Consider the following 14040-nt stretch of genomic DNA (forward strand, 5'->3'; position numbering starts at 1 on the left):
GGCCCGAACGACGCCGTCTGCGGGACCCCGGAGGGCCGACAGGATTCTCCGGACAAGATCCAGGGTGCTTGGTAAGGTCCTGACCAGAACTGGTGATCGAGTTCGCACATGGCGGGGGCACAGTGGGTGATCTGGACCGGCGGTTCCGTGCGCTCGTGTGCGCACACGCGGTGTCCGGCTACGGCAACTACCTCAACCTGATCGCCCTCAGCCTGTTCTCCTACGAGGTCACCGGCACCGCTTACGGCGTGGGGATGTTACTGGCGTTACGCCTGTTCGCCGGCTCGCTCGCCGGACTCGCCGCCGGGGCACTGCTGGCCAGGACCTCGCGGCGGCTGGTGATGATCGGCGCCGACGCGGCCCAGGCGGTCGTCATGGTCGTACTGGCGCTGTGCGCCTCCAGTACGCCGACTTGGCTGCTCGGCTGTGCCGCCGTCGTCCTGGGGGCGGGGAACGTCCTCTTCACCGTCGGGTTGCGCAGCGCGGTACCCGCGATGGTCGGTCAGGAGAGCCGCACACAGGCCAACGGGCTGCTGGTCACGGCGCGTTCCATAGCCACCGTACTGGGCTTCGCCTCCGCGGCCCCGGTCATCGCGGCGGGAGGTTTCGCCACCGCCTTCGCCCTCAACGCCGCGAGTTTCGTGGTCTCCGCGGTCGCCCTGCTCGTGCTCCGGCCGCGCACGGACGGCGACCACATGGACGACGGGCACGAAAGCGCCGAGCACGACCCTGACGCCCGCGGTGCACGTCGATGGCGCGGGTTCGCCGGTCTGCCCGCCCTGCTGCTCGGCATGGTCCTGCTCCGGGGCGTCGACGCGTTGGCGTCCTCGTCGCACAACGTCGCACTGCCCCTGGTCGCGCACTCCACGGCTCCGTCCGAACCGGCCCTCTTCATGACCAGGTTCTGGGTCGCGTGGGCCCTCGGCACCATCACCGCGCACTTCGTGCTCAGACGCAGTCGGCACGGCTCGACATGGGGTGAACGGGCCTTCGCGGTGGGTACGTTCGCCATGTCGCTCTCCTTCGTGGCGGCGTTCACCGGTCCGGCCGCCCCGGCACTGATGCTGGCCGCTGCGGCGGCCGGGTTCGCGGACGGCTGGACCGAGATCATCTACACCTCGCGCCTGCAGGCGGCGCCCGACCGGCAGCGCAGCCGCCTGTTCGGGCTGTCCGCCACGGCCGAGACCGCCGGATTCGCGGTGGGCGCCGTGCTGGCCGCGGCGGCTCTCGAAGCGCTGCCCGCGCTCACGGTCGTCGGCGCCTTCCACGGCGCGGCGATGTGCGGGGCTCTGGTTCTGCTGCTGTTCGCCGGAGGCCGCCCTTTCAGGGCCCGGCCGCCGTCCGCAAGTGGAGAAGAAGGGGACACGCATGGAACGCGTACGGGGACAGGCGCTCTGCCGGGGGCTTGAGCCGGAACACACCGAGGGCGACCCGCGGAACGCGGTGGACGCGCTGCGGCGTGCCGCGCACTCGGCCACCGGCGCGGGCGTCGTCACCGTCGCCCCCGACGGTTCCACGACCACCCTGTCGTACCCCGACCTGCTCTCACGGGCCCGCCGGACGCTCACCGGGTTGCGGGAGCACGGGTTGCGCACCGGTGACACGGTGGTGCTGTGCGGGCTGCCGCTCACGGAGTTCTTCACCGCCTTCTGGGCCTGCCAGCTCGGCGGCGCCCGGCCCGTTGCGATCGCCGACCGCGCCACACCGGGTTCCCCGGCGCTCGAACGCCTCCTCCACGCCTCCGCGACACTGGACCGGCCGATGGTGGTCAGCGACGCGGCCGGAGCGCAGGACCTGGCGCTCGTCGCGCCGCAGATGCGGGTGGTCATCGCGGGGGACTGCGCCGACGCGTCACTCGCGGACGACCGCATCGATCCGGCGGGCTCCGACGACGCGTTGCTGATGCTGTCCTCGGGCAGCACCGGTGTGCCCAAGGCTGCTCGGCTCACCCACGCCGGCCTGGCGGACTTCGCCGCCAGCAGCAGGCGCATTCTGGACGTACGCCCGGACGACACCATGGTGAACTGGCTCCCGGTCGACCACAGCGGCGCGTTCCTGCTCTACCACCTGCTCGCGGTTTTCGCGGGGTGCACCAACGTCCACGCGCCCACCGAGACGGTCCTGGCCCAGCCGTTGCGCTGGCTGGACCTCATGGAGGAGCACGGCGCGCAGCACAGCTGGGCGCCCACGTTCGCCTACGGACTCGTCGCGGACGCGCTCGCCGAGCACCCGGAGGGGCGCCGGGACCTCAGTGGCGTCAAGTCCCTGCTGTGCGGGGGCGAGCAGATCGTCCTCCCGGTGCTGCGCCGCTTCCTCGACGCCACCGCCGCGTCCGGGATGAGGGACCGCCACATCGTGCCGGTGTGGGGGATGGCCGAGACGGTCACGGCCGTCACGTACGGGCGGCTCGACCAGCCGGGCACCGTACACCGCCTGCTCAAGAGCAGCCTCGGCGGCGACCTGGTCAGGGCCGACGGGGATACCCCGGAGGACGACTGCGTCACCTTCGTCGCGGCCGGCTCGCCCGCGCACGGGGTCACCCTGCGCGTCGTGGACGACCGCGGCGAACCCGCGCCCGCGGGCAGGATCGGCCGGCTCCAGGTGCACTGCGCGGCCCGGCTCACCCCCGGCTACGTGAACAACCCGGAGGCGGACGCCGATGCCTTCCCCGCCGGGCGGGAGTGGCTGGACACCGGAGACCTCGCCTTCCTCGACGGCGGACAGGTCGTGATCACCGGCCGACGCAAGGACATGATCATTCTCAACGGGCACAACGTCTACTGCCACGAGGTGGAAGAGGCCGCCACCGCCGTCGTCGGCGTCCGGCAGGGCGAGGTGGCCGCCTGCGGCATCCCGCACGCGGACAGCGGCACCGAAGAACTCGCGGTGTTCTTCGTGAGCCGCGGCGACGCGGACGAAGACGCGCGCCTCGCACGTGAGGTGGGAGCAGCGCTGTTCGCCCGTCTGCGCCTCACCGCCGCCCATGTCCTCCCCGTCCCGGGGGGCGACTTCCCGAGGACCCCCGCGGGCAAGGTGCGCCGCGCCGAGCTCCGTGACCGTCTGGTCGCCGGGGGCATACGGGAGCCACGGGATGCGGGGGGTCCACGGGACGCACGCCACGTACGTGACGCACGGGACGCGGGGACCCCACGGGACGCACAGGGCACACAGAACGCAGGCAACGCACCCGCCCCCCGAAGCGCCCCCGCCCCCGCCCCCGCCCCCGGCCCCGCCTCCACCTCCGCCCCCATCCCCACCCCCGCCGACGGCGACCGCGTCGGCACGGCACGGATCGTCCAGGAGGAGATCGCCGCCGTGCTCGGGCGCCCGGTGGACGCGCGCGTGCCGTTCTACGAACTCGGTCTGACCTCCGTGCTCCTCGTACGCCTGCGGTCCCGCTTGGAGCAACGGCTCGCGAAGAACATCGCCCAGACCGCGTTCTTCGAACATCCCACGGCCGACGCGCTCGCCGCGCACCTGGCTGCGACCGCCCGGGAAGGGTCCGGGCCCGCGGCCTCCGGCGCCGCCCCGACGGGCGCCGCGGAGCAGCGCGTCGCCGTCGTCGGGTTGTCGCTGCGCTTTCCCGGAGCCGACTCGGCGGACCGGTTCTGGGCCAACCTGCGCGACGGCGTGGACAGCGTCCGCGTCTTCGACGAGGCCGAGCTCGCCTCGGCGGGTGTGGATCCGTGGCAGCACGGTGCCCCCGACCTGGTGCCGGTCGCCGGAGTCCTCGACGCCGTCGAGGACTTCGACGCGGACCACTTCGGCATGAGCCCCAAGGAGGCCGGGCTCACCCACCCCGCGCACCGGCTCTTCCTGGAGTGCTGCCACGAAGCCCTTGAGGACGGCGGCTACGCGGCGACCGAACCGGGCACGAGGGTGGGGGTGTTCGCGGGAACGGGCATGAACCTCTACGACCACCAGCACCCGCCCACGACCGGTGCTCCCGACGACGACGCCGCCCCGGCCACCGGAATGCAGGCCGCGATCGGACAGCAGCCGGACTTCCTCGCCACCCGGGCCGCCTACCGGCTCGGGCTCACCGGCCCCGCCATCGGCGTCCAGACCGCCTGCTCCACCTCGCTGGTGGCCGTGCACCTCGCGGTCCAGGCGCTGCTGAGCGGCGACGCCGACCTGGCCCTGGCGGGAGCCGCCGCCGTGCACCTCCCCCAGGAGACCGGCTACCGCAGTCACCCGGGCTCCATCCTCTCGCCCACCGGACGCTGCCGCGCCTTCGACGCGGAGGCCGACGGCACCGTGGGCGGCAACGGCGTGGCCGTCGTCCTGCTCAAGAGGCTCGACCGGGCCCTGGCCGACGGCGACACCGTGCACGCGGTGATCCTGGGCTCCGCGGTCAACAACGACGGCGCGGGCAAGGTCGGGTTCACCGCGCCCGGCGTCGCCGGGCAGGTCGAGGTCGTACGCCAGGCGCTGCGCAGGGCGGACGTGCCGGCCGACACGATCAGCTATGTGGAGGCGCATGGGACGGGCACACGCCTCGGTGATCCGGTGGAACTGGAAGCACTCGGCAGGGCGCTCGGCGAGGGCACGCCGCGCACGGCGTTCTGCGCGGTCGGATCGGTGAAGCCGAACATCGGCCACCTGGACAGCTGCGCGGGAATGGCCGGTCTGATCAAGACCGTTCTCATGCTGCGGCACCGCACCCTCGTGCCGACGCTGCACCTGACCCGGCCCAACCCGGAACTCCGTCTCGAAGGCGGCCCGCTGGTCCTGTCCACCGAGCTGCGGCCGTGGCCCGCCCGGCAGGGCGTGCCGCGCCGTGCCGGGGTCAGCGCACTGGGCGTCGGCGGCACCAACGCCCATGTGGTGCTGGAGGAGGCCCCCGACCCGGACGCGAAGCGGTCGGCCGCGGCCGAACTGCCCGTACTGGTACCGGTGTCGGCCCGCGACGCAGATGCCCTGGCCGAACTCACCGGCAGGCTCCGCGACCGGTTGCGGCAGCAGCCGGAACTCGCGGCCGCCGACGTGGCGGCCACCCTGGCACTCGGCAGACCGCACCACCCGGTACGGACCACGGCCGTCGGCCGGACGGCGGCGGAGCTCGCCCACGCGCTCGACGCCCACGCGCAGGCGAGCGAGCCGGGCCACGTCGTGGACGTCCCGCCGCGGGCGGCAAACGGCCCGCTCGCCTTCGCGTTCTCCGGACAGGGAAGCGCACGCCGGGGCATGGCGAGCGGCATCCACGCCGCCTCTCCGGCGGCCCGGCGGACACTCGACCGGTGCGAGGAGATCCACACCGCCGAGTTCGGCGTCTCCCTCCTTCCCCTGCTGCTCGACGAGTCCGGCGCCGAGGACGGCGTCTGGCCCACCGAGACCGCACAGGCCGCCCTGTTCGCCCACCAGGCGGCACTCGTCGAGGCGTGGCGCGCCCACGGCATCCGCCCCGCACTGCTGCTCGGCCACAGCGTGGGCGAATACGCGGCCCTGTACGCGGGCGGCGCGCTGAGCCTGGACGACGGGTTGCGGCTCACGGCATGGCGCGGGCGGATCATGCACGCGGCGTGCCCGCCGGGCGGGATGCTCGCGGTCGTCGCCGACCCGGCTCGGGCGCAGGCCCTCGCGCAGGCGGCCGGGGCCGAACTGGCCGCGGTCAACGGCCCGCGCGCCCAGGTGATCTCCGGATCGCCGCAGGCCGTCGAGGAGGCGGGGCGGCTGTTCGACCGGGAGGGTCTGCGATGGCAGGCGCTGCCCGTCGACAGGGCGTTCCACTCGGCCTCGGTCGAACGGGCGCTGCGGGACTTCCGCATCCATGCCGAACGCGTGGCGTTCGCCCCGCTGCACACACCGCTGGTGACCGCGCTCGACGGCCGGCTCCGCCCCGCGGGCTGGACGCCCGACACCACGTACCTCTGCCGCCAGGCACGGGAACCGGTCCGCTTCGACCTGGCCATGGACACCGCGGCGGGGGAGGGGTGCGAGGACTTCCTGGAGATCGGCGCCGGACACGTCCTCACCGGCATGGGCCGGCATTGCCGACCGGACAGCCGTTGGTTCAGCGGCCAAGGGCCGGGCACCGGGCCGGTCGGCCAACTGACCGGGCTCCTCACGGCCCTGGGCTCGCTGTACTGCCGGGGAGCCGAACCGGACTGGCGAGCGGTCAACGGCGGCGGGGGCAGGGTGCCTCTGCCCGGACACCCGCTGCGGCGGCGCCAGGTGCCCTACCGGGCCGCGTCGCCGACGAAGGCACCGCAGAGCGCCCCGCAGCGACCGGCCACCTCCCAGGAACCGGGAGCCCCGGACGACCTGCTCGCCGAAGTGCGGCGGCTGACCGCCGACCAGCTCGGCAGCGACGCAGCCGATGTCGCACCCGACAGTTCGTTCTTCGCCCTCGGCGCGGACTCGCTCTCCCTGATGGGACTGACGACGGAACTTCAGCAGCGGTACGGAGTGCGCATCCCCGTACGGGAGTTGTTCTCCTCGGCCGACACCCCACGCCGCCTGACCGAACACCTGGCGCGGTTGCGGGGCGACACGACCGGCCGCGGGGAGCCGTACCAGGGGGAGGACCGGCAGCGGTCGCGCCCTGCGCCGCAGCCCGCAGCCCCCGCGTCCGCCCCGGGGCCCGCAGCGTCCGGTCCTGCGCCCGCAGCCCCCGCCCCGGGGCCCGCAGCGTCCGGTCCTGCGCCCGCAGCCCCCGCCCCGGGGCCCGCAGCGTCCGGTCCTGCGCCCGCAGCCCCCGCCCCGGGGCCCGCAGCGTCCGCTCCTGAGCCCCCCGCTTCCCCGCCTGCTCCCGAGCCCGCGGCTCCCGTGCCCGCTCCGGCAGCACCCGCGGAACTCCATGAGCTGTTCCACAGGCAGCTGCAACTGACGGAACAGCTCATCGACCAGGTGGCCGGTGTGATCTCCCGCCAACTCGATGTCCTCAAGCCCACCACTGCCCCTGCCGCCCCCGAACCCGCCCCCGCGCCTGTCGCCGTCCCCGTCTCTCCTTCCGTCTCTGCCCCTGTCCCCGTTCCCGCCCCTGTCGCCGCCCCCGCCCCTGTCCCCGTTCCCGTCGCCACGCCGGCCTCGGCACCGGCTCGCCCGCGCGCCGCGGCTCCGCCCTCCGTACCGGCCGCCCTCGCGGCCCCCGCCGACCGTGCGTCGACCACTGGGACCGACTTCAGCCTGTACTTCTTCGGCGACTACCCCCAGGACACCGACCACGACAAGTACGCGCTCATCATGGAGGCCGCGACGTTCGCGGACGCGCACGACTTCCACGCCCTGTGGCTCCCCGAGCGGCACTTCAACTCTTTCGGCGCGCTCTTCCCCAACCCCTCCGTGCTCGCCGCCGCGCTCGCCTCCCGTACCAGCCGTATCCGGCTGCACGCGGGTTCGGTCGTCCTCCCGCTGCACCACGCGGTCCGGGTGGCCGAGGAGTGGTCCGTGGTGGACAACATCTCCGGGGGACGCGCGGGCCTGTGCGTCGCCAGCGGGTGGCACGCCACCGACTTCGCGCTGGCCCCCCAGCACTTCGGCCGGCACCGCGACGTGATGTACGAGCAGCTGGAGACCGTGCGTCACCTGTGGTCGGGGCAGCCCCTGCGGGCGACCGCGGGAGACGGCGAACCCGTGGAGATACGCCTGCACCCCCGCCCGGTGCAGCAACAACTGCCCCTGTACGTCGCGGTGGTGGGCAACCCCGACAGCTACCGCCGCGCAGCCGCAGAGGGCCTGGGCGTGGTCACCAACCTGATGACCCAGACGGTGGAGCAGCTCGCGGAGAACATCGCGCTGTACCGGCGCACACGCGCCGAGCACGGACTCGATCCCGCCGCCGGCCGGGTCGTGGTGCTGGTGCACACCTACCTCGCCGACGACGCGGACCATGCACGCGCCGAGGCGTTCCGGCCGTTCGTGTCGTACCTGCGTTCCTCGCTGTCCCTCTTCGACCAGGTCGCCAACAGCCTCGGCCTCACCGCCGACCTCGACAACACGCCCGAGGAGGACGTGGAGTTCCTGCTGGAGCGCGCCTACGCACGCTACTGCGACTCACGCGCCCTGATCGGCGACGAGCACACCGCGGCCGAGACGGTGCGCCGCCTGGTGGACGCCGGAGCGGACGAGATCGCCTGCTTCGTGGACTTCGGCGTGCCCAAGGAACAGGTCCTCGCCGCTCTGCCGGTGCTCGACCGGGTCCGCCGCCGGGCCCGGACGCCCTCCGGTGCCGGGAAGGAGACGGCGTCCGCGCCCGAGCGGTCGCCGCTCTCTCCCGCGCAACGCCGCATCTGGTTCCTGGAGCAGCTCCACCCCGGGACCGCCATGTACCACGAGCCCAAGGCGATCCGCCTGGACGGCCGGCTGAACGTGCCGGCGCTCCAATGGGCATTGCAGCGGGTCGCCGACCGGCACCCGGTGCTGCGCACCGTCTTCCGCGACACCGACGGAACCCCCTACCAGGAGACCCACGACCACCTACGGATCGAGTGTCCCCTCGTGGACCGCACCGGGGCCACGGAGGAAGAAGCCCTGCGCGCCGCCCTCGCCGACGAAGCGAACGGGATGCTCGACCTCTGCGACGGGCCGCTGCTCACCGCCCGGCTGCTGCGCCTGTCGGAGGAGCGCCACCTGCTCTTCCTGCTGGTCCACCACATCGCCTTCGACTCCTCCTCCACAGCGGTACTGGTCCGCGACCTCGCCGCCCTCTACCGCGGCTTCCCGCACGGCGAACTGCAGTTGCCGCCCCTGCCCCCGGTGCTCCCCGCCCGCCCCTCGGACCACGCCGGTTCCCTGGACTTCTGGCGGCGTGAACTCGACGGGGCCGCGGACCTCTCCCTGCCCACGGACCGGCCACGTCCCGAGGTCAGAAGCGGTGCGGGAGCCGCCCTCACGTACGAACTCGACGCCGAGCTCGTACGCGGAGTGAAGGCGTTCGCCGCCGCGCACCGGGCCACTCCCTTCATGGCGCTGACCAGTGCCGTCGCAGCGGTGCTCAGCCGGTTCAGCGGACAGCAGGACGTGGTCGTCGGCACCGCGGTCGCCGACCGGCCCGCCGGCGCCGACGATGCCATCGGCCTGTTCCTCAGCACCGTGCCCCTGCGGCTCGACCTGACGGGCGACCCGGACTTCCCGACGCTGCTGCACCGGGTGCGGGCCAGCAGCACCGCGGCGTACGAACACTGTGACGTCCCCTTCGACGAACTGGTCGGGGCGCTCAACCCACGCCGCGACCCGGGACGGAACCCGCTCTTCCAGGTGATGGTCGAGTACGAGAACGAGAGCACGGTGAGCTTCGATCCGCCCCGGCTGACGGCCACGCTCCTCGACGTGCCGAGCGCACGCGCCCCGTTCGACCTCAGCATCTACCTGACGCACCACCGCACCGGCGTGCGGTGCATGGTCGAGTACGACACGGCCCTCTTCGACGAGCCGTTCGTACGCCGCCTGGTCCACTCCATGGAGCAGGTGCTGCGCCGCGCGCTCGACGACCCCGGCGCACCGCTGCACGCGCTGACCGCCGTGACCGAAGCCGACCGCACGCTCCTGGCCGGGCTGGGACGTCTGGACGAGCCGACGCCCGCCGTCGCCGACACCCTGCACGGGCTGTTCGAACAGCAGGCCCGGCGCACTCCGGACGGCGTCGCCCTGGTGAGCGACGCGGGAAGCGTGAGCTACCGCGAGCTGGACATGCGCGCGAACGCACTCGCCCGGCGTCTGCGCGCACGGGGAGCCGTACGCGGTGAGCGCGTGGCACTGCTGCTGCCGCGCGGCCCGCAGCTGATCACCGCCCTGCTGGGCGTGCTCAAGAGCGGGGCCGCCTATCTGCCCCTCGACCCCTCCGTTCCCACCCCTCGGCTCGCGGCGCTCCTCGACGACGGCGCGCCCGTGCTGCTGCTCACCTCCGAGGCCGCTCTCGCCGGGCACGCCCAGCTGGCGACCGGGCTGCCCCGTCAACTCGTCGACGACGCCGACACCGCCCTCGCGGAGGATCCCCCGGCCGACGGGCCAGGACCCGAGGACCCCGCGTACTGCATCTACACCTCGGGCTCGACCGGCCTTCCCAAGGGGGTCGTCGTCCCGCACCGCGGCCCCGTCAACCTCGTACGCGGGCACCTGGACCGGCACCCCCCGCTGCGCACCCTGCAATGGACCTCGGCCGCCTTCGACGTCAGCGTGCAGGAGATCTTCACCACGCTGGGATCCGGAGCGGCGCTCGTCCTGATCGACGACGACCTCCGGCACGACCCCGTGGCCGTCACGGAGACGGCCCGCCGCCACGGGGTGCAGCGGATCTTCATGCCCAGCACTCCGTTGCGGTACCTGATCGAGACCGGGCCCGAACTGCCCGCCCTTCGCGAGCTGTTCTCGGCCGGCGAGGCACTGCGGCTGTCCGACGCCTTCCGCCGCTTCCTCGCCGCACACCCGAGCTGCGCGCTGTACAACCAGTACGGGCCCACGGAGACGTCCGTCATCGTCACCTCCCACCGCGTCGACCCCCGCGGTGAGGAACTGCCGCCGATCGGCACGCCGATACCGGGAGCCCGGATCCTGCTGCTGGACGGAGCCGGGAGGGAGGTGCCCCCGGGAGCCGTCGGCGAGATCCACGTGGGCGGCACACCGGTCGCGCACGGCTATCACGCACGGCCCGCGGAGACGGCCGCGGCATTCCTGCGCGACGCGGACTCGCCGCTGTACCGGACGGGAGACCTCGGACGCTGGCGTACGGACGGTTCGCTCCAGTACTGCGGACGCGTCGACGAGCAGGTCAAGATCCGGGGGCACCGCGTCGAACCCGCCGAGGTCCAGGGAGCGCTCGGCGCGCTTTTGGGGGTACGCGATGCGGCCGTGGTGTCACGCCGAGACCGGTACGGCGACAGGGAACTCGTCGCCTACGTCGTTCCCGCACCGTCGGCGGACGACCTCGTTCCCGCACCGCGTCCCGCACCGCCGGCGGACGACCTCCGCGAGGTGCGCGCGGCGTTGGCCGCGCGGCTCCCCGACCATCTGGTGCCCCGCCACTGGGTGCGCCTGGACCGGCTCCCGGTGAACGCCTCGGGCAAACTGGACAGGGACCGGCTGCCCGAGCCCGTCCCCGGGACCGACGCCGGCAGCGGGCACCCCGACTCACCGCCCGCCACCCGCCTGGAGAAGGCGCTGCACGAGGTGTGGTGCGACGAACTGGGCATGTCCCAGGCACCGGTGACCCGCTCCTTCTTCGAACTCGGCGGTCACTCGCTGAGCGCGATGAAGCTGCTCAACCGCATGGCGGACGAGCTGGGCGTCGAGCTGTCCATGGCCCGGTTCTTCCTCGACCCCACCATCCGGGGCGTCGCGGCACACAGGGAACGCGCCGAGCCCGCCGGGCAGGTGGTGGGCACCGTGCCGTTGACCTCCGCCGGGCCCGCCGGGCAGGTGGTCGACACCGTGCCCCCGGTGACCTGCGCCGGCGCCGGGCAGGTGGTCGACACCGTGCCGATGACCTCCACCCTCCGCAGGCTGTGGCACCGCCACCACGAGCATGCCGACCCGGGCGTCTACAACGTCGCGCACCGCATCGACCTGCACGGTGACCTCGACCCCCAGAGTCTGGAGTGGGCCCTCAAGGAGCTGGTGGGACGCCATCACGCCCTGCGCGGCAGGGCCGTACGGCGCGACGGGCAGCACGTCGTCGAAGTGCTGGCGGACGTGCCGGTGGAGGTCCCGGTCGACGACCTGACCGCGCACGCCGACGCCCCGGAGGCCGTCGAGCGGTGGTGCGCCGAGCAGGCCGGTCGGCCGCTGGCGATGGACCGCGCGCCGTTGTTCCGCTTCCGGCTGGCGCGGCTCGGTCCCGACCGCTGGGTCCTGGTGACCGTGTTCCACCACGCCGTCTGCGACGGCTGGTCCATGGGAATCATCTGGCGCGAACTGCAGGAGCTCTACCACGCAGGGGACCACGGCGCCGTGGACGTGCCGGCCGTTCCCGCCGTGCAGTTCACGGACTGCGCGCGTGCGGAACACGAGCTGGGCGGCGCACGCCGGGCGGAGCTGGAGCGGTTCTGGCACGCCGAACTCGACGGCGTACCGTTGCGTCCGGCGCTGCCGTACGACCGGCCCCGCCCCGACACCCTGTCGGGCCGCGGCGAGCTGCACACCTGGGTCATCGACGGGCCGGTTCCCGGGCTGCTCGCGGAGACCGCCACTCGCCTGGGCACCACGCCGTACGTCGTGCTGGCTGCCACCTTCGCCACTTGGCTGGGCGGACTGTGCGGCAGCCCGAAGGACGTGGTGCTGGCCGCGTCGAGCGCCAACCGCGCGCGACGGGAGCGGGCGGACGTGGTCGGGTTGCTGGGCGACGCGGTCCTCCTGCGGGCCCGGCTCGGTGAGGCCACGACCTTCGCCGACCTCGTGGCCCAGCTCGGGCCGGCCCTCTTCACCGCCCTCGACCACCAGGACCTGCCGCTGACCGAGGTCGTCGAGCTGGTCGCGCCCGGTACCGGGGACTCCCTGTTCCCGACCGTGCTGTTCACCGTGGTCACCACGCCGCCACCCGCTCTGGAGCTGCGGTCGGTGTCGGCATCGGTACGGAGCCTCCCCTCCTCGGGTGTGGCACGCAACGAGCTGTACGCCGTTCTGGTTCCCGGGCAGGACGCCCTCACGGTCACCTTCGAGTACTCCACGGACCTGTTCGCCCGTACGACCGTCGAGGGGTGGGGCAAGAGATTCACCGAGCTCCTGCACGAAGTCACGGAGGAGCCCGGCCGCTCGCTGCGGACCCTCTTTCCCTGACGGGGCGTCAGCTACCGCTGCTCCGACCAGGATTGCCGAACGGAGGAGGTTCTGTGCCGCCGGCCACCGAAGCCGCAGGGCCGGCCGTCACCCTGCCCGGGGAAGCTTCACCGGATCGAGGGGGCCGTGGGCCGTGCGGGTGGGCCGCTCGTCCGGAGGGTGAGTCGGCCCGCCCGACGGGTACCCGCGTCAGGATGCCCGTGTCGAGGAAACGGACAGGCATGACGAACGAGCGAGGAGAAAGGCGGGCCACCCGTGCGCGCACTGACCGTACGCCCCGGCCGGAAGAACTCCCTGGAAGCACGAGAACTGCCCGATCCGTCCCCGGCGAACGGGGAGCTCCTGGTGCGCGGTCTGGCGGTGGGTGTGTGCGGAACGGACCGCGAGATCGCGAACGGCGAGTACGGCTGGGCGCCGCCGGGCCGCGACTGGCTCGTCCTGGGGCACGAGTCCCTGGGCCGGGTGGAGCGGGCCGCTCCGGGCAGCGGGTTCTCGGCCGGTGACCTGGTGGCCGGGGTGGTACGCCGACCGGATCCCGTCCCCTGCGGCGCGTGCGCCCACGGTGAGTTCGACATGTGCCGCAACGGCCGCTACACCGAGCGCGGCATCAAGGAGATCGACGGCTACGGCGCCCAGCTCTGGTGCGTGGAGCCCGGCTACGCGGTGAAGCTGCAGCCGTCCCTGGAGCGCGTCGGCGTGCTGATGGAGCCCACCTCGGTCGTGGCGAAGGCATGGGAACAGGTGGAGCGGGTCGGGGGACGCTCCTGGTTCGAGCCGCGGCGGGTTCTGGTCACCGGCGCCGGGCCGATCGGTCTGCTGGCCGCTCTGCTCGGTACGCAGCGCGGCCTGGACGTCCATGTCCTGGACCGCGTGACCGACGGGCCGAAGCCCCGGCTCGTACGGGATCTCGGTGCCACCTACCACAGCGGGGACGTCGCACAGGTGATCGACAAGGTGTGCCCGGACGTCATCGTCGAAGCCACCGGAGCAGGCAGCCTGGTCTTCGCCGCGCTGAGCGGGACCGCCTCGTACGGGGTGGTGTGCCTGACCGGAGTGTCACCCGCGGGCCGCCGCCTCAGCGTGGACGCCGGCCTGATCAACCGGGACATCGTGCTGCAGAACGACGCCGTCGTGGGATCCGTGAACGCCAACCTCCAGCACTACCGGCAGGCGGCCGACGCACTGGGGAAGGCCGACCCGGCCTGGCTGGAGCGTCTGATCACCAGGCGGGTGCCGCTGGAACGCGCCGTCGAGGCGTTCCAGCCGCAGCCGGACGACGTCAAAGTGGTCATCGATCTGTGAAAGCCGCACCCTGTGCATCGCGGTGCA

3 protein-coding genes are annotated in these 14040 nt (G+C 73.2%); all 3 read left to right on the forward strand.

The window, feature by feature from the left end:
* Nucleotides 1-155: 155 nt before the first annotated feature.
* The 3 genes from ACQPZG_RS03960 (at nucleotide 156) to ACQPZG_RS03970 (ending at nucleotide 14013) form a co-directional block, all read left to right on the forward strand.
* The gene (locus ACQPZG_RS03960; RefSeq protein ID WP_433544343.1) at nucleotides 156-1409 is read left to right on the forward strand and encodes an MFS transporter; all 1254 of its coding nucleotides are present in this window, start codon (nucleotides 156-158) and stop codon (nucleotides 1407-1409) included.
* Nucleotides 1369-12711: an amino acid adenylation domain-containing protein gene (locus ACQPZG_RS03965; RefSeq protein WP_433544344.1), complete on the forward strand. Its 11343-nt coding sequence runs from the start codon at nucleotides 1369-1371 to the stop codon at nucleotides 12709-12711. Before ACQPZG_RS03960 ends, ACQPZG_RS03965 begins: the two co-directional genes overlap by 41 nt.
* A gap of 255 nt (nucleotides 12712-12966) precedes the next feature.
* Entirely contained in the window at nucleotides 12967-14013 is a 1047-nt protein-coding gene (locus tag ACQPZG_RS03970) for a glucose 1-dehydrogenase (protein ID WP_433544345.1), read from the forward strand.
* Nucleotides 14014-14040 lie beyond the last annotated feature (27 nt).

The organism is Streptomyces sp. CA-294286 (genome assembly GCF_050947155.1).
GTDB lineage: Bacteria > Actinomycetota > Actinomycetes > Streptomycetales > Streptomycetaceae > Streptomyces.